A 25,000-nucleotide genomic window follows, 5' to 3' on the forward strand; every position below is an offset into this window, starting at 1 on the left:
TATAACATTTTCCACTATCTTTGGCCAGTTATGGAGTTTAGATTCTTTCATCATTTCGGAAGTTACCTGCTTATGCTCAAAGGAATGTTTTCCAGACCGGAAAACATGAAGATGTACTGGAAGGAGTTTATGCTTCAGTGCGTTGATATAGGCATTGGTTCGTTGGGGATAGTATTGATTATCTCCATTTTTATGGGAGGGGTAACCACTTTGCAGATCTCTTACCAGCTGGTAAGTCCGATCATCCCCAAAGCTACAATAGCACAGGTTGTGAGAGATACTATCATCCTGGAATTTGCGCCAACGCTCACCTGTATCGTACTGGCGGGTGTGGTAGGTTCCAAGATAGCTTCAGAACTGGGTAATATGCGGGTATCCGAGCAGATCGATGCCCTGGAGATCATGGGTATCAATACAAAAGGATATCTCATCGGTCCTAAAATCCTTGCTTCGCTTATCATGATCCCCTGCTTAATTGCTATCGCAGGTTTCCTGGGTATCTGGGGTGGACTGGAAGCGGGTTCTTTGGCCAACATCCTTTCCCATGAAGAATTTATGCAGGGTTTAAGACAGGAATTTAAAGCATATAATATATTCTTTGCCTTATTCAAATCCTTTGTTTTTGCCTTTATCATCTCTACCGTCCCATCCTACTACGGATATAACGTACAGGGGGGAGCGCTGGAAATAGGTAAGGCAAGTACTGCAGCGGTAGTTGTTACCTGCGTACTGATATTATTCATGGACTATTTGCTGGCAGCAATCTTATTATAGTATGATCGAGTTGGTTAATATAAAGAAGAGTTTTGGAGATAAGGTGATTCTGCCGGAAGTTTCGGCAGTGATGGAAACCGGCAAAGTGAACCTCATCATAGGCTCCAGCGGTAGTGGCAAAACCGTGATGATGAAGTGTATGGTAGGCCTGATGGAAGTGGATAATGGTAAGATCCTTTACGAAGGGCAGGATTTCACCGGGATGGAAGAAAAAGACCGTAAAGAGATTCGTCGCGAAATAGGTATGCTGTTCCAGGGATCTGCCCTGTTCGACAGTATGACCGTAGAGCAAAATGTAATGTTCCCGCTCGATATGTTCGGTTCCGGCTCATTAAGGGATAAGAAGAAGCGGGTAATGGAATGCCTGGAAAGAGTGCAACTGAAAGATGCCGCCAAGAAGTTCCCGGCTGAAATAAGCGGGGGGATGAAAAAAAGGGTAGGTATCGCCAGGGCTATCGTCCTCAACCCCAAATACCTGTTCTGTGATGAGCCAAACTCCGGTCTGGACCCCCAGACTTCCCTGCTTATAGATAAGCTCATCAAGGATATTACCAAAGAATACAACATTACCACGGTTATCAATACTCATGATATGAACACCGTAATGGAAAGCGGGGATCATATCGTATATATGTACCAGGGACGTAAACAATGGGAAGGAAGTAACAAGGATATTATTTTTAGCAAGGATGAGAAACTGAATGATTTTATATTTGCGTCCGACTTCTTAAGGGAAGCCAAGGAAATTCGGCAAATGGAAATGTTCCAGCAGAAAGACTGGCGGGATAAGCTGAAAAAAGACTAGTTTGATTTCCGGGTACTCCGCGCTCGTGCAGGGTACCGGGTGCAGGGCGAAGCCCTGCAAGACGGCCTCCAATTTTTTGATAGTGCGAAGCACTATCAAAAAATTATCCAATAATCAAGCACCAAGGAAAAGATTGGGAATTTAAGAATAGGACTTTAATTTTGCCGATATCATTATAAAACAATAAACCAAGCGCGATGAGTGTTTTAGTTAATAAGCATAGCAAAGTGATTGTACAGGGCTTTACCGGTACAGAAGGTACGTTCCATGCCACACAGATGATCGAATATGGTACACAGGTAGTAGGCGGTGTTACACCGGGAAAAGGCGGAAGCAAGCACCTGGACAGGCCGGTATTTAATACAGTAGACGATGCTGTAAAAGCCACTGCAGCCAATGTATCTATCATTTTCGTTCCACCAGGGTTCGCAGCAGATGCGATCATGGAAGCAGCAGAAGCAGGTATTGAACTGATCATCTGTATCACAGAAGGTATTCCTGTACAGGATATGATCAGGGCTAAAAACTTCCTGTTAGGCCGTAAATCCCGCCTGATCGGACCAAACTGCCCTGGTGTAATCACTGCAGAAGAAGCGAAAGTAGGTATCATGCCTGGTTTTATATTCAAAAAAGGTAACATTGGTATCGTATCTAAATCCGGTACTTTAACATATGAAGCTGCTGATCAGGTAGTTAAAGCTGGTCTGGGTGTTTCTACCGCTATCGGTATCGGCGGAGACCCAATCATCGGTACGCCTACCAAAGAAGCGGTAGAACTGCTGATGAACGATCCTGAAACCGTAGGTATCATCATGATCGGTGAGATCGGTGGTAGCATGGAAGCAGAAGCTGCGCTGTGGATCAAGAAAAACGGTACTAAACCTGTAGTAGGCTTCATCGCTGGCCAGACAGCGCCTCCGGGCCGTCGTATGGGTCATGCCGGTGCTATCGTAGGTGGAGCTGATGACACTGCTGCTGCTAAGATGAAAATCATGGCAGAATGCGGTATCCATGTAGTAGCAAGCCCTGCAAATATTGGCCAGACTATGGCTGATGTACTGAAGGCTGTGAAAGCATAGTATTTGCTAATCAATCAGTTAATGATATAGATAGTCCTCCTCCGGAATCAACGGAGGAGGATTTTTTTTGCCAGCTACATCGGTAACAGGTAGCCAGCTACCTCCTTCGCCCATATTATCCGGGAAGGATTTTTTTGCCCTGAAATTAATTTTCTTGACTTTTATGCCCTGTCATTGTGGAATACCCTGAAATTCTGCATCCTCTGAATAATACAAACCTTAAACGCCGTCTGTATGCGCCTCATTTTCTCATTATTGATTTTTTTAACAGTTATCAGTACTACCGCTATGGCCCAATTTAACTATGATACCCACTGGGAAAAAGTAGAAGCTTTTGACAAAAAAGGATTGCCAAAGTCGGCATTGGAAGAAGTGAACAGTATCTATACACAAGCCCTGCAACAAAAACAGGATGTGCAATTGCTGAAAGCACTGATCTACCGTATTAAATACATGAATATCGTTGAAGAGTATTCTGCCATGAAAGACCTTCATGAGGTGGATACCCATATCGCACAGTTCGATGGCTCCATAAAAGCCATTTTACTGAGCATAAAAGGAGAACTGATCTGGAGCTACCTGCAGCAGAACAGATATATGCTGTACCGTCGTACCGCCGTGGAAAACGATACCACTACAGACATCACCGCCTGGAGCCTCGACCGCCTGAACAAAGAAATCGCTGCGGCCTATCTGGCTTCTTTAGAAAAAAGCGCTGATCTGCAAAAGGTGAATATTGCTACCTACGATCCAATCATAAACAAAGGAGAGAACTCCCGGCAATTACGCCCTACATTATATGACCTGCTGGCACACCGTGCCCTGGACTATTTCAAAACAGGAGAGGCGAATGCCACCCGCCCGGCTAACCAGTTCGAACTGACGGACCCCGCTGCATTTGCACCGGCGAAGACATTTGCAACACATCATTTCATTAGTACTGATGATGTCTCCTTACAATACAAAGCCCTGTTAATATTACAGGAACTCCTGCGTTTCCATGAGAAAGACAGCAAAGCGGCACTTCTGGATGTAGACCTGGAAAGAGTGACGTACATGAACCAGGTAAGTGTGATGCCTGATAAAACAGTGCTGTATGTGAAACTCCTGAAAGAAATGGAAGTGACATATGCTGGCGAAGCAGAAGGCACGCAAGCCACCTATCTGCTGGCACAATACTACTACGGTTTACCCGACAAAGATGCTTATATAACAGCAAAAACGCTGTGTGATAAAGCTATCAAACAGGCGCCATCCTCTCGTGGAGGTATAGAGGCTGCCCGTTTATTGGAACAGATTAAAAGCAAAGAGTTAAGGCTGGAAACAGAACTGGTGAATATACCGGATTTGCCTTTCCGTACGCTGGTTAGTTATAGTAATCTGAATAAGATTTACCTGCGTGTTGCCCGTATCGACGAAGATTTCCGTCAGGCATTATACAAAGCATCCCAGAACGCTTATGTTGATAATGAAGCCTACTGGCGACTGGCAACAGAAAGGCCCGTAACAAAAGCATGGGAACAATCTTTAACAGGATCAGAAGATTACCGTAAGCATACTACTGAGATTAAAATAAATGCATTACCGATAGGCCAGTACATGATCCTGGCCAGTACAAACCCTCAGTTCTCTATTAAAGAAAACCTGCTGGCTGCACAGTTCATCCATGTATCTGAGATCAGTTATATCAGCCGGGATGACAATGAAGGTGAACCAGATCTCTATTACGTTTTACACAGGCAGACAGGTAAACCAATGCCTGATGTTAAATTGAATGTATGGCAGAATGTAAGAAATGCTAATTCCGGTGAGGATGAGTTGAAACTCGTCTCAACTGATCTTTCCGGGAAAGACGGATCACTGCGGATGAAGAAACTGAAGAACAATACAAACGTAAGACTGCAATGGATTAATGGGAAAGACGACCTGTTCCCGGATGATTACAAATACATCTATAACTACACCAGGTATAAAGAGGATACCACTCCTCATACAACATTCCTGTTTACAGACAGGGCTATTTATCGCCCCGGACAAACAGTGTACTTCAAAGGTATCGTTGTAAAGAAAGGTAGTCCGGCCATTAAAAGCCGTGTATTGGCCGCTTACAAAACAATGTTATACCTGCACGATGTAAACGGAGATGACGTAGATTCAATAGAATTGACCTCTAACGAATATGGTACATACTCGGGTAAATTCACCTTACCTACAAATCGCCTGAATGGAGATTTTAGAATAGAAGAAGATGGAGGAGCCGGTAGTATTTCTTTCTCTGTGGAAGAATACAAACGACCTAAATTCTATGTGGAATTTGATAAGGTAAAAGGCACTTACCGTTTAGGGGACTCCGTTACAGTAAATGGTAAAGCACTGGCTTATGCCGGAAATAATATTGACGGTGCAAAAGTAAAATACCGTGTTACGAGAATGGCCCGTTTCCCTTATCCATGGCTGATGTGGAAACGTCCGTTCTATAATGTTCCTTCCCGTGAGATCACACAGGGGGAAACAACAACGCTGCCGGATGGTACATTTAATGTTACCTTCCCTGCCTTACCGGAGTTAAGTATAGACACGGCATTGAAGCCTATCTTTACTTATACCGTACAGGCAGATATTACAGACATCAACGGTGAAACACATAGTGGTAATCAAAGCGTAAGTGTAGGGTATCAGTCGCTTGAGATTTCAGTGAATATACCAAGTCCTCTCTTACAGGAAGAGCTGAAATCACTGTCTGTTACCACACAAAATTTAAACGGTAATTTTGAACCTGCTAAAATAACCCTGGCTGTAAAACCATTACAGCATCCTGGTCGCTTATTACGCACGCGTTACTGGAATATGCCAGACCAGTTTGTGATTCCGCAGGCGGATTATATCAAAGACTTCCCGGTAGATATTTATAAAGATGAAGACAAAACTGAGAACTGGGTACGTGGTGCTGTTACTGTTACCAAACAGGTAGAAACAAAGGCAGACAGTACCATTGCGCTGGATACAAAAAAACTGCCCGCAGGTTGGTATGAACTGGAAGTAAGTACAGTAGATAAATATGGAGTACCCGTAATACAGAAAACAACATTTGAACTGATAGACCCAACGGCGAAAACAGTATCTTATCCGACTTATTTATGGCAGTATGAAGATAAGATGAAGATAGAGCCGGGAGAAACTGAACAGATGTTGTTTGGTACAGCAGCAAAGGATATACAGGTATTACAGATCTTTGAGAAAGTAGATAAGAAAGAAGTATTCAGCACATTTACTATAGATGCAAAAATAGAGAACAGGGCTTATACAGCTACAGAAGAAGACAGGGGAAATGTAGGATTTCAGTACGTATTTGTAAAGGATAACCGTGTGTTTACTTCCAGTAAAACAGTACTGGTTCCCTGGACAAATAAAGAACTGGATATCACATTAGCTACACACCGTGATAAACTATTACCTGGTGAAAAAGAAAAATGGCAGGTAAATATTAAAGGATATAAAGGCGCACAGGTAGCTGCTGAAATGGTAGCAACCATGTACGATGCATCACTGGATGCTTTCCGTAGACATAGCTGGGAAACACCAGGTTTGTATCCTTCTTTATATACCTATAACCAGTGGAGTGGTGCTGTAAACTTCAGGGAAATTGCCTCTACTAACTGGCAGAAGATTATATCTCCGGATATTCCTAACGAGAAAGGATTCTCATACGATGCCTTAAACTGGTTCATGGATTATGCAAGACCAGGTGGTGGACGTCTTCAGATCAGAGGGATGAGCAAGCTGAAAAAAGAAAGTAGTGATAACGCAGAACCACGAATGATGGCAATGGCACCTGCCCCATCAACTTTCCAGGGACAGGTTTCTATGGATATGGCGAAAGCTGCTCCGGCTGCTCTGCAGGAAAGTGTAGTAGCTGGCGAACCTCAGAAACCGGCTGCACCGGCAAATGCACAACCAGCAGAGAAAGTACAACCACGTACGAACCTCAGCGAACTGGCATTCTTCCTACCAGACTTACATACAGATAAAGACGGTAACATCAGTTTTGAATTCACCGTACCTGAAGCATTAACAAAGTGGAACTTCATAGGACTGGCACATACTAAAACCGTCTCTTTCGGCCAGGTAAGCGCCAGTATTGTTACACAAAAACCACTGATGGTGCAACCCAATGCACCACGCTTCATGCGCGAAGGTGATAAGATAGACTTCTCTGCCAAAATAAGCAACCTCGCAGACAGCGCATTAACAGGAGAAGCCCGACTGGAATTACTGGATGCCACTACTATGAAACCTGTAGATGGCTGGTTCCAGAATGTCTTCCCGGTGCAGCACTTCACCGTAGAGAAGGGACAAAGCACCGCGGTGAATTTCCCGGTACAGATTCCTTTCAACTTTGGTAGTTCTCTGTTATACCGCGTAGTAGCACAGGCAGGAAAGTTCAGTGATGGTGAAGAGAATGCATTACCGGTCCTTACCAACACCATGCTGGTAACAGAAACATTGCCGCTGGCAATGCGTGGTGATGGTATCCGTTCCTTTACAATGCCTAAACTGTTAAGCAGTGATACCTCAGAAACATTACAACAACATGCGTTAACCGTTGAGTTCTCCGGCAATCCTGCGTGGTATGCTGTGCAGGCATTACCATATCTGATGGAATATCCGTATGAATGTTCTGAACAGGTCTTCAACCGTTTTTATGCAAATGCGCTGGCATCACATATTGCCAATACATTACCCGGTATAAAGAATATGTTTGAGAAATGGAAAACAACGGATACGGCCGCGCTGCAAAGTAATCTGCAAAAGAATGAAGAGCTGAAATCTGTGCTGTTACAGGAAACGCCATGGGTAATGGAAGCAAAGAATGAAGCAGAACAGAAACAGCGTATCGGGCTGTTATTCGATCTGCAACGTATGAGCGGAGAACAGAACAAAGCAATCAGTCAGTTAGAGCAGAAACAACTGCCTTCCGGTGCTTTCCCATGGTTCACCGGTATGTGGGAAGATCAGTACATCACACAATACATCCTGGCTGGTATCGGTCGTTTACAGCATATAGGTGTAATGGATAAAGAAGCCACGCAAAGAATCGTAGACAAGGGTATGGCTTATGTAGAGAAAGAAATAGAAAAACGTTATCAATACCTGAAACAAAGCAAAGCAAACCTCAAGGAACAGCATCTCGGTTACCTGGAAGCGCATTATTTATATGTACGCAGCCTGTTCCCGGAAAAACCTGTTGCTAAAGCATACGCAGAGTCTTACAAATACTATCTCTCACAGGCGAAGCAATACTGGCTGAAACAGGGCAAATATACCCAGGCTATGCTGGCATTGGCCTTACAGAGAAGCGGTGACGCAACAACTGCAAAAGCAATTATCCGCTCGCTGAAAGAAAATGCGATAGTGAATGAAGAAATGGGGATGTTCTGGAAAGATGTACGTGCTGGTTACTGGTGGTACGAAGCGCCTATAGAAACACAGGCTATCCTCATAGAAGCATTTGAAGATGTTACACATGATACTGCCGCTGTCAGTGACATGAAAACATGGTTGCTCAAAAACAAACAAACGAATAACTGGCATACAACCAAGGCAACTGCCGACGCTTGTTATGCGATGTTATTAGGTAGCAGCAACTGGTTATCTGCTACTCCGCAGGTAAACATTCAGATCGGTAATACCACTATCAGCTCTGCTACTGAAAAAACAGAAGCAGGTACCGGTTACTTCAAAAAACGTTTTGAAGGACACGAAGTAAAACCTGATATGGGTAAGATAGAAGTGAAACTGGAAGGCAGTCACGGACAGCCGGCCTGGGGCGCTATCTACTGGCAGTATTTCGAACAGCTGGACAAAATAACATCTGCAGCTACACCGCTCACCCTGCAAAAACGCCTGTTCATTCAGAAGAATACGGCTAATGGTCCTTTACTGACTGCTATCCAGGAAGGTAATGAACTGAAGGTAGGGGATAAAGTGAAAGTACAGGTGACCATGAAAGTAGACAGGGACATGGAGTATGTACATCTGAAAGATATGCGTGCTGCCTGCTTTGAACCTGAGAACGTGATCAGCGGTAGTAAATGGCAGAATGGAGTGAGTTATTATGAAAGCACAAAAGATGCTTCCACCAACTTCTTCTTCAGCCGTTTGCCAAAAGGCACCTATGTATTTGAATATACCTTGTTTGTCACCCATCAGGGTAACTTCAGTAATGGTATCAGCACTGCACAATGTATGTATGCGCCTGAATTCAGTGCACATAGTGAAGGAATCAGAGTGAAAGTGATAGAATAATCGATATACTTTTTTCTCAAAGGGGATCAGAATTCGTTCTGATCCCCTTTTTTATTGCTTTAAACCAGGCTATTTTGACTTCCTGAAAGACTCTCTCAAGGCTCATTCTATCATCATTCCTTCGTCACTCCTATATCACTCTTATATCATTCTACTAGCATTCCTATATCCAAACGATATAGGAATGACGAAAGAGTGCCGAAGGAATGAGCTTTCTGTGATGAAGGGATATAGGATTTCAAGGGAGTTTTAGTTCTGATAAGAGTTTACAGTCCTGTTCAAAAACGTACACTTCCTCTTCAAAATCGAACAAAAAAACACCCAGTCAACTTCTTATATTTATGATAATCAACTATTTAATGCGTGGTATTCTTTTTGTCATCACGCTCATCTATTGTTACAACCATGTTTAATAACAACCATTTTAAGATTGCTTACCGCTCCCTGTGGAGAAAACGGGCGTTCTCCTTCCTGAATATTGCCGGACTGGCAGTCGGTATTGCCGCCAGTCTGCTGATCTTCCTCGTCATCAGGAATGAAATGAGTTATGACAGCTACCATACCAATGCCAACAGGATCTACCGCGTGGTGACCACCGTGACTAACGTCAGCAATGGAGAAGTGGAATCCAGACACGCTGCTGCCCCCGTGCCTTTATCAAGTACCTTGAGACAGGATTTTCCAGGTATTGAACAGGCCGCGGCCCTCTGGGACATAGGAACGGCCCAGGTGTATGTACCCGGAAAAGACTTAGCCGATGAAAAACGTTTTAATGTCAAAAACGGGCTGTTTTTCTCAGAGCCACATCTCTTTAAAATATTTGATTATACCTGGCTGGTTGGTAATGCCGAAGGCTTAAAAGATCTGAACACTGTAGTCATTGATAAAAGCCTGGCAGAAGCCTTTTTCGGCAGTTATAGTAATGCGATAGGTAAAACAGTGCAGTTATGGTCATATAGGGTCCCTTTAAAGATCGTAGGAGTGTATAAAGACCTTCCTGCCAATACAGATGTTCCCGTACGACTGGTAGGCTCCTTTGTGACCTTCCTGAAGCTGAATGGGAGCAACCTGCTGGATAAATCTTCCTGGGGCCATACAAACAGTAACAGCTCCTGCTTTGTGCTGGCGTCTGCGAAACAGGATATGAACAAGCTGCAACAGCAGATGCCTGGTTTTGTAAACCATTATTACCCGCAAGAACAGGGGCCCAAAGCCAAACAAATACACTTAGCTTTTCAGCCGCTGAAGGAAATGCACCTGGATAAGCGTTTTACGCATTACGGTAAAGCCAGTCTCACCTACCGGGAACTTTACTCATTAGGACTTATCGGTATCTTCCTGCTGCTGGTAGCCTGCATTAACTTCATCAACCTGGCCACTGCACAGTCAGTAAGCCGTGCGAAAGAAATAGGAGTGCGTAAAGTATTGGGGAGTACCCGTACTCAGCTACTTAGGCAGTTCCTGAATGAAACAGCCCTGATAACTGGGGTTGCTGTGGTACTTGCCTGTGTGATAGTTACAGTGTCATTGCCGGCCCTCAGTACATTAATGCAGAAAGAGATTTCCCCGCAGTTATTATATTCCCCGGCCACTATCCTGTATTTGCTCATTACAGGCGTTTTAATCACCTTATTGGCCGGTTCTTATCCAGCCATGGTTTTATCCGGTTTTAACCCGGTAGCGGCCATTAAAAGCAAGATTACGGCCCGTACAATAGGGGGGATCTCATTGCGTAGGGGATTGGTGGTGATGCAGTTTGTGATTGCCCAGTTGCTGGTAATAGGTACCCTGGTGGTGGTAAAGCAGATGGCATATTTCCGTAGCCAGCCTATGGGATTTACAAAAGAAGCGGTTATCTTAATAAGTCTCCCCAGTGAGAATAGTTATAAAACACACTATGAAAATCTGAAACAGCAGTTATCACAGATACCTGGTGTATCGGCCGCCAGTTTATGTATGGATGCTCCTTCCGCCGGCTGGGAATCTACCAGTACTTTCTTTTTCGATAGCAATCCGGAGAAGCAGCCTTTTGTAACCATGCAGCAATTTGCTGATACAGGCTATTTAAGAACGTTCCAGTTAAGTCTGGCTGCAGGCAGAATGCCATACGCCAGTGATACGATCCGGGAATTATTAGTGAATGAAACAATGGTGAAAAGACTGGGATTAAAATCAGTCAATGAGATCCTTGATAAAACAATTGCTTTTGATGATGGTATAAAACATCCTGTAGTAGGGGTATTGCAGGATTTTAACAGCAGGAACCTGCGTTTTGCTGTGGAACCGTTAGTATTAACCACCTATTTCGGGACGTACAGTTTTATCGCGTTGCGGCTGGACCCTGCTAAAATGCACACTACATTACCCCAGGTACAAAAGGTATTCACGTCCGTATTTCCTACTTATCTGTACGACTGTACATTCCTGGATGAAAGGATTGGCCAGTATTACGAGATAGAAGGGATCACTGCAAAACTCTTCGAGGTATTTGCATTCCTGGCCATCTTTATCTCCTGTCTTGGTTTATACGGATTGATCTCATTCATGGCAGTACAGAAAACTAAAGAGGTAGGGATCCGTAAAGTATTAGGCGCTTCCGTACAAAGCATCGTATACATGTTTTCAAGAGAATTTACTATCTTAATAGGGATTGCTTTCCTGATAGCAGCACCCCTGGGATATTATTTCATGCAGGAGTGGCTCGCTGGTTTCTATTATCATACAAACATGGGCTGGGGGATCTTTGTGATGTCTGTTGTATTATCCGTCATCATCGCCTGGATGACTGTGGGATATAAAGCCATAAGTGCAGCACTGGCAAATCCTGTTAAAAGTCTGAAAACAGAATAAATATGAAAAAACTGATTGTTATTTTTTTCCTGCTACCTGTAGTTGCGATGGCGCAGACGGTCATCAAGGATTCTATTTATTCCACTATCATGAAAGAACAGCGGAAAATAGAAGTAGTGCTGCCGGATGATTACAAACCGGGATCTGGTGCCCGGTATGACGTTACTTATGTGACAGATGGAGAATGGAATACGAAGATCGTTGCACAACTACAACGCTTTGCACAGATCCAGTTTATGCCGGCGAATATTATTGTAAGCTTGCCTAATACCTATATAAATGGCCATAACATGCGGGATAGGGAGCTTACTCCTATACATGTGGATGGTAATCCTGTTTCCGGTGGTGCAGATAATTACATTGCATTCATCAAAACAGAACTGATCCCTTATATCGAAAAGAAATATCCTACTAAAGGACAACGCACACTGGAAGGTGGATCATTAGGTGGCTTGTTCGGATTATATTGTTTCTTTAAAGAACCTGAGCTATTCCAATCATACATGTTGGCAGATCCTGCTTTCTGGTATGGAGATGGTTTTCTGATGAAGATGGCAGCGGAAAAATTGCCATCATTACCTAATCCTGAGAGAACAATTTTGTTTACCGGCAGGGAAGGGGCCGCTTTCAGGGAAATGGGAGTAAAGGCAATGGATTCTATTTTCCATGCCAATGCGCCTGCGACATTACACTGGAAGACATTGGTATATACCGGTGAAACGCATAACTCCACAATTTTCAAAACAGTATACGACGGATTGAAATATACTTATGAAGGTTATACCCCTGATAGCCTGGTATTTCATCCGATGGCAGGCATTATATTAAAAGATAAACCTTTTAATTTCTATTGTTTCTCTGATGAAAGGATGCATGTGAGATATACTACAGATGGGACGGAACCAACTTCTGCGTCTCCTGAAATGCCACAGGGTATGAAAGAGATGAATACACCATCACAGGTAACATTAAAAGCGTTCTGTGCAAGACAGGAATATAATAAAGTCCTGAAGACTGATTACAAAATCGGGACTGTACTAACTGCTGTTAAAAAACCAGGAAAAATAAAACCCGGTGGACTGGATAGTATCGCCGGTCTGCAGAGTGGTTTTCTGGAAATAAAAGAAGACGGCTATTATATTTTCGGATTAGTGGATCCTGTAACGGATGTAACATTACATCTGGGTGATCAGTTATTATTTGATTATAAGAAAGCCACGGGTAACGGTAAAGACAAAACGTTTATTATTCCGCTGCAAAAAGGATTTTATCCGCTGCATTTACAATACACAGGTACAGTTATTCCTATGATCATTTATCTGGTGCCGGGGGGCAACGAAACTAATCCTATTCCCCGGGACGTACTTTATCATCATTAAAAAATACTCCCATGTTTAAGAATTATTTCAAAGCAATGCTTCGTAATCTCTGGAAGAATAAAACATATAGCTTTCTGAATATTTTCGGATTAGCAATAGGGATTGTATGTGCAGGAGTAATTTTTCTATGGGTAGAGGATGAAGTAAATTATGATAATGTAAACCTGAAAAAGCCACAGCTGTATCAGGTTATGCAGAACTGGAATTATGATGGATATATCCCTACTTTCAGATCAACACCAGGATTGCTGGCAGCCTCTATAAAAGCAGATATACCAGGTATAAAAGAGGTGTGTCGTGTAACAGATTTCTCTCCGTCTTTATTATTCAGTATCGGAGATAAGTCAATGTATGCGTCCGGTTTGTATGCAGATGCTTCTTTGTTTAACATGTTCACAATACCTTTTGTACAGGGAGATGCAAAGACGGCTTTTGCACAATTATATTCTGTTGTAATTACTGAGAGGACGGCGAAGAAGTTCTTTGGAGAAGAGGAAAATGTTGTGGGTAAAACATTAAAGGTTGATAATAAACAGGTATATACGGTCAGCGGTGTAGTGAAAGACTTTCCTGAGAATAGCACTGTACGTTTTGAATGGGCTGCACCATTTGGAGTGTATGCGCTGGAGAATGGATCATTGACCGACTGGGGCAGTAATGCTCCATATACTTATGTAGAACTGGACCCGTCTGCTAACCCGGATGCCATCAATAAGCAATTGTATGATTATGTGAAAAGCAAGCAACCAACAACTATTACGCATGCTTTTCTGTTGGCGATGAAAGACTGGCATCTGCGCAGTAATTTTGATAACGGAGTCCAAAGTGGGGGGCGTATTCAATACGTACATATGTTCTCAATCATCGCATGGATCATTCTTTTTATTGCCTGTATTAATTTCATGAATCTTTCTACTGCACGCAGTGAAAAACGTGCAAGAGAAGTAGGGGTGAGGAAAGTAATGGGAGCAGGGAAATCGGGGTTGATTGCACAGTTCATAGGCGAAGCTATATTCATGGCGGCACTGGCAACTTTGATTGCGGTGCTGATCATGATAGTGGTGTTGCCTTACTGTAATACGCTGATGGATAAAAACCTGCATATAGGCTTGGGAAACCCTGTTCACTTATCTGCGTTATTACTGATTGCCATTGTTTGCGGTTTGGTAGCAGGTAGTTATCCTTCATTATATTTGTCTTCTTTTAATCCTGTATTTGTTTTAAAAGGATTAAACATAAAAACCGGTGGTGCTGCATTTATCCGGAAAGGATTGGTTGTGTTACAATTCACTGTTTCAATTGTATTAATCATCAGTACTATCATTATCTATCAGCAGATCCGTCATGTAAAAAGCAGGAACCTCGGATATGATAAGGATAATCTGATAGTGATGAATATGCAGGGGGATATGCTGAAGAACTTTACAGCCATAAAAGAAGATATGCTGAATACCGGTGCAATAGAGAATATGGCATTGGCGAACGTTATCACCATGTATGGTGGAAATAATACAGGAAATGTAGGTTGGGAAGGAAAAGATCCCAATAAGAAAATATTGTTTTCAATAAGAGTGGTAGATCCTGCATTCATGGCTACTTTGGGTATGCGTATCATAGATGGCAGGGATTTTCAGACCAATGCAGTTGCAGATAGTTTTAATGTAATCATCACGGAATCTATGGCAAAGCTGATGGGAACTGGAAGTGCTGTTGGTAAAGCTATCAGCTATACGGGCTTCCCCGGATCTGCTAATGGTAATCTGAGGGTTGTCGGTGTTGTAAATGATTATGTATACGGCAATATGTATGGTCAGTCGGACCCGGTAATATTTGGCTGTTTTCCTTCGCGGGCTACTGTGACATACATCCGTACAAAAGCAGGACGTGATATGGAACAAACGCTGGCTAAGATGGAAGCAGTGATGCACAAATACAATCCCGGTTATCCCTTTGAATACAGGTTTGTAGATGATATGTTTAATTGGCAGTTCACTAATGAAATGCTGATCAGTAAACTGACACGCATCTTTGCCTCACTGGCAATTATCATTTCCTGTTTGGGTTTATTTGGATTAGCTGCTTATACTGCAGAGCGCAGAACAAAAGAGATTGGTATCCGTAAAGTACTGGGTGCAAGTGTGGCCGGTATTGCCGGTTTACTTTCCAAAGATTTCCTGCAGCTGGTATGTCTGTCTACGCTTATCGCATTTCCACTGGCCTGGTGGGCTATGTCTGTATGGCTACAGGGTTATGCCTATCGTGTGTCTATACATTGGTGGGTATTCCTTGTCGCAGGTGTTTGTGCAGTATTTATCTCACTGCTCACTGTCAGTTATCAGTCTGTAAGAGCTGCCTTGATGGACCCGGTGAAAAGCCTGAAAACAGATTAACGGATCATGCTATTATATTTGATGCTCCTGACATAGCGAATGTTGCTTGTCAGGAGCATCTTGTTTTAATAGATATATTACTGACCATCATCCAGTGTACACGTTAACGTGCCATATCCCAACTGATCATATCCTCCACTACCTGAACTATAGTTTCCTCCACCGCCTTCAGGTCTTACATTTGCTGCATACTGTGTGGTATATGGCGCAGACAATCCTTTCAGCTTTACATAGTGATTATAGATCAACTCCCATACCGGGCGGGCATTGCCACGAGAAGCTTCGCTGATAACTGTCTGGTTCACTCCCAAACAATTGGTATATGCAACATAAGGCACATCCTGTCCCAGGTTATATTTTGCTACATATTCGGCTCCTTTCAGAAAACGGTTGTCATCATATCCATACAGATCATCTCCCTGGCTCCAGGCCATTTCGCAAAAAGCACCCATCAATGCCATTCCCAACATTGTGTGTCCCTGGTCGCGGCCGCTTTCCTGCCATTGTCCCAGTCCGTCATCGTGAACATAATAGACAGCATTTTTGATATTACCGTTTCCTGCTCCGTACTTGAAATAGGTGATGGCTTCATTATAGATGTCCCTGTCATCACAAAGCACGCCGATTGCCAGTAGGGAACACATATTGCAGAGGTCCCAGTTTGCATAATAATGGCCCATACATCTTTCCCATCTTGTTATGAAAGTATGATTCACCGGATAGAATACTTTCAGCATCATTCGCTGAAAACGAGCAAGATCGGAAGCAGACCATCCTTTGTATGTTCTCATGATCTCCGCTGCATTGGCAAATTCATAACCATACAAACCTGCGGCCAGTACGGAATCATTATTCCCTGCCAGCAGGGTTAGTTGGGCCGACCATGCATTCATGATGCTGATAGACTGCTTCGCATATACTTCATCACCGGATACTTTCCATCTCAGCGCGGAAGCATAGGCGGCTGCTACATCGTTAAATAACAGGCTGTAATTTTCTGGATGCACACCATCAGCCCCGCGGTAAACAATGGCTTGCGGACTGGCAGTCCAGCTTGTAGAAGAATGTGCATTGGAAGTAAGTTTGTTCCAGCCGGATAACCAGGGTTCTGTGCCGGCTGCTACCTTTGTCTTCATACGTTCAAAAGCGGCTGCAGTATGTAACAGCCCCGGATGTACGAATGTGGTGTCATGGTCATTAATAGCTAAAGGAGCTACCAGCAGTGTTTCTCTGCTTTTTTCGCATGCGGCAGCGAATAAAATGGGTAAAAATAGGGTACAGAAAAGTACACACAAGTAATTGGCTCTCATGGATTAAGTTGTTTGCAGGTTTATTTTATTGTTACACTGTTAGGTATTCAACCAGATTTTTCAATACAAAAAGGAATGGCAGCTCATCGTTCACGAAACAAGGTCAAGATAAGTATAAATATTTATTTTTTAAAATACGTGGCTGACAATGAAAATTTTACCTTGTCCGGAGCATGCTGTTTATTGTAATTTGCATCCCAATGAATGTTGATTTTCTTATAATTGGTCAGGGGATTGCAGGGACAGTGCTCAGTCATACCCTGATGGAAGCCGGTTGTTCTGTGATGGTGATGGATGAGTACAAGCCGAATAGTGCGTCCCGTATTGCAGCTGGTGTTATTAATCCTGTATCGGGTCGGCGGTTTACTATTTCCTGGTTGTATGATGATATATATCCGGTAGCAGTAAAGACTTATCAGCGACTGGAAGAATTGCTAAACGTGCCGGTATTCAAAGAACGTGATATCTGGAATGTACTGCCATCTGAACAGCTAAAGGATGCATTCATAGAGAGAACATCCGGACTAACGTACATGCATGTTCCGGAGAATGATCCTTATGAAACGTTCTTACATCAGCCATTTGGGGCCGCAGTTATTAAAGGAGCTACGGTGTTATTGCATAATCTACTGCCTGCCTGGAGAACCTGGCTGAAAGAGCATAATGCTTTAAGAGAAGAACGCTTTGATGCAGATGCATTAGAAACAGGAGAGACGGTCCAGTACAAAGATATCACCGCTAACCGCATCATCTTCTGCGAAGGCGCTGCCACTACCTCAAATCCCTGGTTCAATAACGTCCCTTTCCTGCTCAACAAAGGAGAGGTACTAAAAGTACGTATCCCCGACTTCCATACCGAAGATATCGTGAAGAGAAGCATTACCCTGGTACCACAGGAAAAGGATATCTATTGGGTAGGATCCACTTTTGCCTGGGATTATAAAGATGAACAGCCTACTACAGATAAAAGAGCATACCTGGAAGCAGGGCTGCAACAACTGCTGAAAGTCCCTTACGAAGTACTGGACCAATATGCAGGCGTCCGCCCATCCGGTACGGACCGTCGCCCTATGATGGGGTTACACCCGGAACACCCCGCCCTGGGTATCTTCAATGGCCTGGGTACAAAAGGCACGTCGCTGGCACCCGCTATGGCGGCTCAGTTTGTGGCGCATCTGCTTGAAGATAAGCCACTATGGCAGGAAACAGATATTAAACGCTTTTTTAACAGGCGTAAAGGATAGAAATGCAGTGATCATACGTTATCTTTGCCGACCCCGGTAACGAAGTTTCGGGACCAAATTTGAACTTTATAATATAATTATATGTACAGAACGCACACTTGTGGCGAGCTACGACTGGAACACAACGGTAAACAGGTATCATTGTCCGGCTGGGTACAAACAGTCAGGAAGTTTGGAAGCATCACTTTCGTGGATCTGCGCGACCGCTACGGTATCACGCAGTTGCTGTTTGGTGAATCTTTGAATCAGCAGCTTGATAACCAGCCACTTGGTCGCGAATTTGTAATACAGGTCACTGGTACCGTTACGGAACGTTCCAGCAAAAATAAAAACATCCCTACGGGTGAAGTGGAAATCACTGTCAGCAGCTTTTCTATTCTGAATGCTGCTAAAACACCTCCTTTTACCGTACAGGACGATACTGACGGTGGCGATGAATTACGTATGAAATTCCGCTACCTCGATCTGCGTCGTAATATCGTGAAGCAAAACCTGGAACTGCGCTACCGCCTCAACAGGGCTGCACGTAACTTCCTGGACAGTAAGGGCTTCATGGATATCGAAACGCCTTTCCTCATCAAATCTACTCCGGAAGGTGCCCGCGACTTCGTAGTGCCAAGCCGTATGAACCCTAACGAGTTCTACGCTCTGCCACAGTCGCCACAGACTTTCAAACAACTGCTGATGGTAAGCGGATACGACCGTTACTACCAAATAGTGAAGTGTTTCCGCGATGAAGACCTTCGTGCCGACCGTCAGCCGGAATTCACCCAGATAGACTGTGAAATGAGCTTCGTAGAACAGGAAGATATCCTGAACAACTTCGAAGAGATGCTGAAATATATCTTCCAGGAAATAAAAGGGATCACGTTCAATGAACCATTCCCCCGCATGACCTTCGACGATGCCATGGAATTCTATGGTAACGATAAACCGGATATCCGCTTCGAAATGAAGCTGGTAAACTTCAACGACGTTGCCAAAAACAACGGTTTTAAAGTATTCGACGAAGCTGAACTGGTAGTAGCTATCTGTGCGAAAGGTTGCGCAGAATACACCCGTAAACAGCTGGACGAACTCACCGAATGGGTAAAACGTCCGCAAATAGGCATGAGCGGCCTGATCTACGCCCGCGTAGGCGCTGACGGTACCGTTAAGAGCTCTGTGGATAAATTCTTCGACGAAACCAAACTGAAAATCTGGGCAGACAAATGCCAGGCTCAACCGGGCGATCTGATACTGGTATTGGCTGGTAAAGAAGAACGCACCCGTAAAGCCATGAGCGAGCTGCGTCTGGAAATGGGCGAACGCATGGGCCTGCGTAATAAAGAAGAATTTAAGCCGTTATGGGTAATAGACTTCCCGCTGTTCGAATACGCGGAAGAAGAAAACCGCTGGGTAGCACGGCATCATCCGTTTACCTCTCCAAAACCAGAACATATCAGCTGGATGGAGGACACCTCTAAATACGCAGACATTAAGGCAAACGCCTACGATATAGTACTCAATGGTACCGAAATTGGAGGAGGATCTATCAGGATCTTCCAGCGTGAACTCCAGGAAAGAATGTTTGCCGCATTAGGCATGAGTCCGGATGAAGCCCGTCATAAATTCGGCTTCCTGCTCGGAGCCTTCGAATATGGCGCACCTCCGCATGGTGGTATCGCTTTCGGATTCGACCGCCTGTGTTCGCTACTGGGTGGTAGCGAAAGCATCAGGGATTTCATCGCTTTCCCGAAGAACAATTCCGGCCGAGATGTAATGCTGGACGCGCCTAGCGACATTGATCAGTCACAATTGAATGAGCTGAAAATATCATTAGTGAAGTAGGATGGCATAAAATTTGCCAATGGGTGTTTGCTTTGTAACAGGTCCCCCTTGATGCTGGAATTTTCAGTATTAAGGGGGATCAGTGCAAACAATAAGGAACATTAACTGTTGGTAGCTTATATCTAACAGATTAATAATTAATTACAAGTTAATCATCATATTGTATAAATATTTAAACTATATTGCCAGAACAAAAAATAACAATGCCATGTCATTAAACCGCTTATTCTGCAGAGGATGGGTTTGTGCGGTGTTATGTATCATTTTATTTGCTGGCAATACAGCGTTCGCGCAGCGTTCAGTTACCCGCTACGTGGACAATCACAAAGAAACTGCTGTTAAACTGATGAATGAGACCGGTATCCCTGCCAGTGTAATACTGGGTGTGGCTATGCTGGAATCTGGTTCAGGCACCAGCAAAAATGCCAGACTACTGCATAACCATTTCGGAATAGTAGGGAGGAATAAACTGCATAAAATCAAAGGGGCTACCTATCGCTCAAAATACAAGGAGTTTGCATCTGACGCCGAATCTTACCAATACTTTGTGAGTATGCTCTCCCGCAAAAAATGGTTCTCCAAAGTAAAAGGGAAACCGGAGTATAAATTATGGCTCACCCATATGAACCGTGGAGGGTATTCCTCTGCCGGACAGGAATGGGTGAAAAGAGTGACCAACATGATCACTAAACATAAATTGTACAAATTGGATGAGCAAATGGCGTATTCAAGTAATTAACATATAGATTTGTAGTAATTTCCATATATCGTGTGATGTAAGTGGGGACTACAAACGTGAATTACAAATCTGATTTAGAGTTATGTCCGGCAAAAACAAATCGGCCTATCCTTTCTATATAATCGCAGGATCCCTAGTGTGTTTAGTGGCTTTGTCAATGGTCAGAAACACATTTTCCCTTCAGAATTATACTTCCCGACCTTTAGATATGCTGGCAGATGTCCGTAAGGATGAGCCGGCAGACAGTTCAGCTTTTGCTGCTGAAATACCAACAGATACAGCCGCAGCAAGCCCTGTGGATACAGTCGCACTGGCTGGTATTCCCGACCCTGACCATGATCACGATTTTACCTCTTATACAGGTATCCTCAACTATGCGGTACGTGATACCACCGTTAGCGGACTGGAACATTTCCTGTCAGCACTGAATGAATTGAAAACCGGTAAAAGAAAGAAAGTACGTATCGCCTACTTCGGGGATTCTATGATTGAAGGAGACCTGATCACAGCAGACCTGCGCGATAGCCTGCAAGTCCTGTTTGGTGGTTCAGGGGTAGGTTTTGTGCCTATTACGTCAGTAGTAGCAGGCTTCCGGACTACCATCACTCATACCTTCTCCAAAGACTGGAAAGATTATAGCTATAAAGAATTACCGCCTGCCAGCATTCCCCTGGGAATGTCCGGTCATACGTTTATACCGGGTGATGGCAGCTGGATCAGGTATGCACCTGTACATAAGCATGGCCTTGACAAATTTGAGGAAGTAAGCCTGTTATATGGCCCTGCTTCCGGTGGAAATATCTCTGTAAACGATAAACAATACGCTTTAAGTGGGCATGAACCGGTAAATACATTGTCCTGGAAACAGGATTCGGCCCATCCGAACGTTAATATCAAATGGGCGGGCGGAAGCAGTATGCCTTTTTATGGCGTTTGTTTTGAAGCGGATAACGGTGTATATGTAGATAATTATTCCTTCAGGGGTATTAGTGGCATAGAGTTGGGTAAATTGTCCAGACAGTTGGTGGCACAGATGCAGACGGAGCATCCATACGACCTGGTAGTATTGCATTATGGAGCTAACATGCTTTGGAAGCCTGAATTGACAGATTACTCCTGGTATGGCCGTCCCATGAAAAAAGTAATGGATTCATTGCGTAATGACCTTCCGAATACTTCTTTCCTGGTGATTACCACTGCTGATAAGTCGTACAGGAAGGGTGGCAACTGGATGACAGCTCCGGGTGTACCAGCGCTGGTGAAAACGCAGCACGAACTGGCTAAAGAACATGGCACTGCTTACTGGAACCTGTATGCCGCCATGGGCGGAGACGGTTCAATGGTACAGTGGGTAGAAGGGGACCCTGCCCTTGCCAATAAAGATTACACGCACTTTAACAGACAGGGAGCGGCCAAAGTAGGGGCGCTGCTGTATAAAGCAATGATGGATGAATATAAGCTGGAACATCAGTAGATCTTTTTTAACCGTGATGCTGGCTATAACCGGCAGCACGGCAAAGGCACAAACAAATACGATTGCACAGGATACCGCACTGAACCGCTTTTATGCAGCCTTGCATAAAGCAGACAGCAATGTGATATCCATATTGCATCTCGGTGATTCTCATATTCAGGCAGGCTTTTTTCCTTTAACAACTGCTAACTACCTGCAACAGGCTTTTGGCAGTGCGGGGCGTGGATGGGTATTTCCTTTTAACCTGGCAGGTACCAACGGCCCGGAAGATTACCGTTGGAACAGTACCGGCAGGTGGCAGTCGGCCCGTGTGGTAGACCGTTATAAAGACGAACCCCTGGGGCCGGGTGCTATTGTGCTCACTTCTCAGAGTGGAGCGCCTACGCTGGCCTACAGTGGCAAACAGGATGGCATAGATAACACCATCCGCGTAGCGGAATTGTTCTATGATGCTGGTCTGGATGATAGCAGTATTAACACACCGGGCGCTGATGTAGAGGTTACGGGCGTACCTTTCCCGGGAGCGGGTGAAACAGTGAAGAAGGCTACCTTAACATTCCCCGAACCGATGCAGTCATTCCAGGCAAGATGGGATGAAAAGGGAAACAGTCCTTTCCGTTTTTATGGTGCATTACTGCATAATGGTCATAATGGGGTGTTGTACAGCGCTATTGGCATCAATGGGGCCATGTACCAGCATTACAATGAGCAGAGCAGTATTCTCAGTGCGCAGATGGAAGTGTTGCAACCGCAATTGGTGATTATCTCTCTGGGTACCAACGAAGCCTATAGCAGCCTTAGTGCGTCTTCCTTCCGTGCCCAGATAGACAGTACTGTACAGTTGATAAAACGTACGCGTCCTGATGCATCCATCGTGCTTACTACGCCGGCAGAATCCAAAAGAACGAGTAAAAGGGCTTTCAGAAGAAAGGTAGGTAAGAAGTACCGCACGTATTATAAAATCGCTTATTATCCGAATCCTTATACCACAGTCGTTACCCAGCAGATCATGAATTACTGCCGGGAAAACGGACTGGCATGCTGGAATTTTAATGCATTAACAAGGTCGATGGCGGGTAGCTTTTCCGGCTCCTGGGCTGTAGATCATATCCACTTTAATGCACGTGGTTACCAGTTGCAGGGTAAACTGTTATATGAGGCATTACATGCCGGATACCAGAAATATTTAAAAACAGTGGAATGATTGACCTGAACAAACTGTTAGAGACCTTACTGTATAGTAAAAAAGATCCCATACTCTTTAACAGCGCTTTTTTCTTCTACTTTTTTGCAGTGTTCCTGCTGTGCTACCTGGCAGCTGCAAAGAGTAAACGCTGGAGAGTAGCTATTTATACCATCTTTTCCCTGTACTTTTTCTACAAGGCCTGCGGCGCTTATGTAGGACTGATACTACTTGCTGCCATCGTAGATTTCAACCTTTCCAGGTGGATCTATCACTCAGAAAAACCAGGATTCAGGAAAGGATTGCTGACGTTCAGTATCATTCTTAACCTGGGATTGCTGTTCTATTTCAAATACATGAACTTCTTCATAGGAGTAGGAAATGATCTGAGTGTATGGCACTTTAACCTGATAAGAGATATCATATTACCTATCGGGATCTCCTTCTATACATTCGAGAATCTCAGTTATACCATTGATGTGTATAAGAGAGAGATCAAACCGGTGGATAATTTCATGGATTACCTCTTCTTCCTGTCATTCTTCCCTAAACTGATGATGGGACCTATTGTAAGAGCTGCTGATTTTATTCCACAGATTTCCCAGCCTTATGAGCTTGATTCAGAAGATATTGGGAAAGGAATGTACCTGATCATCAGTGGATTATTCAAAAAGGTGATCATCTCCGATTTTATCTACCAGAACTTTGTACAATACATATTTGACGATCCTTCCAAACACACCGGACTGGAATGTCTCTTAGGTGTATATGGTTATGCGTTGGTGATCTATTGCGACTTCTCCGGTTATTCTGATATGGCGCTGGGTATTGCCCGCTGGACAGGCTTTAAGATCCCGGCTAACTTCGATTCTCCTTACCAGAGCTCTACTATCACAGAGTTCTGGCGTCGCTGGCATATCTCTTTATCATCCTGGTTAAGGGATTACCTGTACATTCCTTTGGGAGGTAATCGTAAAGGGAAAGTACGTCAGTATATCAATCTGTGGTTAACCATGCTGATAGGTGGGTTCTGGCATGGCGCCAGCTGGAATTTCATTTTCTGGGGAGGCTTGCATGGTACCGCGCTGGCAGTAGATAAAGTAAGAATTGATGCCCAGAAGAAGCGGGGAGGGGCACCTGCAGGATGGAAAGGTACTGTGCTGAAAATAGGCGGTATATTCTTCACTTTCCACTTCGTTTGTTTCTGCTGGATCTTCTTCAAAGCGTCTACATTCCATGATTCCTGGGCTTTGATCAACCAGATAGTACATGATTTCCAGCCGGAAGTATGGCTGGAACTGTATAACGGCTATACTATGGTATTCTGGGTAATGCTGGGCGCATTTATCCTGCATTTCTTACCCAAGCGCAGTGAGAACTTTGCCGAAAGGACAATGGCCCGTTTCCCGGTATGGGGCAGCATAGCTGTAATGGCTCTCTTCATTTATATCCTGGTACAGGTCAAATCGGCTGATACCATGTTACCGATCTATCTTCAGTTTTAAATAAGCAGGTTTTTGTGGTGGTGCTTCGCACCATCACAAAAATTTGAAAGGGATTAAGTCCTGCACTTAAGTATCTATTACGATAATATCCTGAGAAAACCTACTATTCCCCGTTACATTATTGTTAATTAT

At 44.0% G+C, this 25,000-nt stretch carries 14 protein-coding genes; 13 read left to right on the forward strand and 1 reads right to left on the reverse strand.

Annotated features, from left to right (window positions below; translation table 11 throughout):
* Nucleotides 1-30: 30 nt before the first annotated feature.
* The 7 genes from BMW86_RS12700 to BMW86_RS12730 all read left to right on the forward strand — a co-directional run bounded on the left by BMW86_RS12700 (nt 31) and on the right by BMW86_RS12730 (nt 15,583).
* A complete protein-coding gene (locus BMW86_RS12700) occupies nt 31-774 on the forward strand; it encodes an MlaE family ABC transporter permease (protein ID WP_089782132.1) in 744 nt (247 codons plus the stop codon).
* Between the two features lies 1 nt (nt 775).
* A complete protein-coding gene (locus BMW86_RS12705; protein ID WP_089782133.1) occupies nt 776-1,579 on the forward strand; it encodes an ABC transporter ATP-binding protein in 804 nt (267 codons plus the stop codon).
* A gap of 197 nt (nt 1,580-1,776) precedes the next feature.
* Nucleotides 1,777-2,658: a succinate--CoA ligase subunit alpha gene (gene sucD / locus BMW86_RS12710; RefSeq protein ID WP_089782134.1), complete on the forward strand. Its 882-nt coding sequence runs from the start codon at nt 1,777-1,779 to the stop codon at nt 2,656-2,658.
* Nucleotides 2,659-2,892: 234 nt separating this feature from the next.
* Nucleotides 2,893-8,964, forward strand: a complete 6,072-nt coding sequence (locus BMW86_RS12715; protein WP_089782135.1) for an alpha-2-macroglobulin family protein — start codon at nt 2,893-2,895, stop codon at nt 8,962-8,964.
* A gap of 405 nt (nt 8,965-9,369) precedes the next feature.
* A complete protein-coding gene (locus BMW86_RS12720) occupies nt 9,370-11,814 on the forward strand; it encodes an FtsX-like permease family protein (RefSeq protein WP_089782136.1) in 2,445 nt (814 codons plus the stop codon).
* A gap of 2 nt (nt 11,815-11,816) precedes the next feature.
* Nucleotides 11,817-13,193 carry an alpha/beta hydrolase-fold protein gene (locus BMW86_RS12725; protein WP_089782137.1) on the forward strand — a complete coding sequence of 459 codons (1,377 nt, stop codon included), beginning with the start codon at nt 11,817-11,819 and terminating at the stop codon, nt 13,191-13,193.
* Nucleotides 13,194-13,204: 11 nt separating this feature from the next.
* On the forward strand, nt 13,205-15,583 hold the full coding sequence (locus BMW86_RS12730; protein WP_089782138.1) for an ABC transporter permease: 2,379 nt from the start codon (nt 13,205-13,207) through the stop codon (nt 15,581-15,583).
* 77 nt (nt 15,584-15,660) lie between these two features.
* On the opposite strand, the gene BMW86_RS12735 is transcribed toward BMW86_RS12730, so the two are convergent.
* Nucleotides 15,661-16,893, reverse strand: coding sequence for an alginate lyase family protein (locus BMW86_RS12735; protein WP_089782139.1), 1,233 nt, complete (start codon nt 16,891-16,893; stop codon nt 15,661-15,663).
* 200 nt (nt 16,894-17,093) lie between these two features.
* On the opposite strand from BMW86_RS12735, the gene BMW86_RS12740 reads away from it, so the two are divergent.
* From BMW86_RS12740 to BMW86_RS12765, 6 genes are all read left to right on the forward strand, one after another.
* Entirely contained in the window at nt 17,094-18,137 is a 1,044-nt protein-coding gene (locus tag BMW86_RS12740; protein WP_177189246.1) for an NAD(P)/FAD-dependent oxidoreductase, read from the forward strand.
* Between the two features lie 81 nt (nt 18,138-18,218).
* Entirely contained in the window at nt 18,219-19,967 is a 1,749-nt protein-coding gene (gene aspS / locus BMW86_RS12745) for an aspartate--tRNA ligase (RefSeq protein WP_089782141.1), read from the forward strand.
* Nucleotides 19,968-20,175: 208 nt separating this feature from the next.
* On the forward strand, nt 20,176-20,706 hold the full coding sequence (locus tag BMW86_RS12750; protein ID WP_143056563.1) for a glucosaminidase domain-containing protein: 531 nt from the start codon (nt 20,176-20,178) through the stop codon (nt 20,704-20,706).
* Between the two features lie 157 nt (nt 20,707-20,863).
* Complete coding sequence (locus tag BMW86_RS12755; RefSeq protein WP_177189247.1) at nt 20,864-22,180, forward strand: GDSL-type esterase/lipase family protein; 1,317 nt, start codon at nt 20,864-20,866, stop codon at nt 22,178-22,180.
* On the forward strand, nt 22,155-23,384 hold the full coding sequence (locus BMW86_RS12760) for a GDSL-type esterase/lipase family protein (protein ID WP_089782144.1): 1,230 nt from the start codon (nt 22,155-22,157) through the stop codon (nt 23,382-23,384). The genes BMW86_RS12755 and BMW86_RS12760 overlap by 26 nt, the downstream gene beginning before the upstream one ends.
* Nucleotides 23,381-24,868: an MBOAT family O-acyltransferase gene (locus tag BMW86_RS12765; protein WP_089782145.1), complete on the forward strand. Its 1,488-nt coding sequence runs from the start codon at nt 23,381-23,383 to the stop codon at nt 24,866-24,868. The genes BMW86_RS12760 and BMW86_RS12765 overlap by 4 nt, the downstream gene beginning before the upstream one ends.
* The last annotated feature ends 132 nt before the right edge of the window (nt 24,869-25,000 follow it).

This window comes from Chitinophaga sp. YR573, from assembly GCF_900110995.1.
Classification (GTDB): domain Bacteria; phylum Bacteroidota; class Bacteroidia; order Chitinophagales; family Chitinophagaceae; genus Chitinophaga.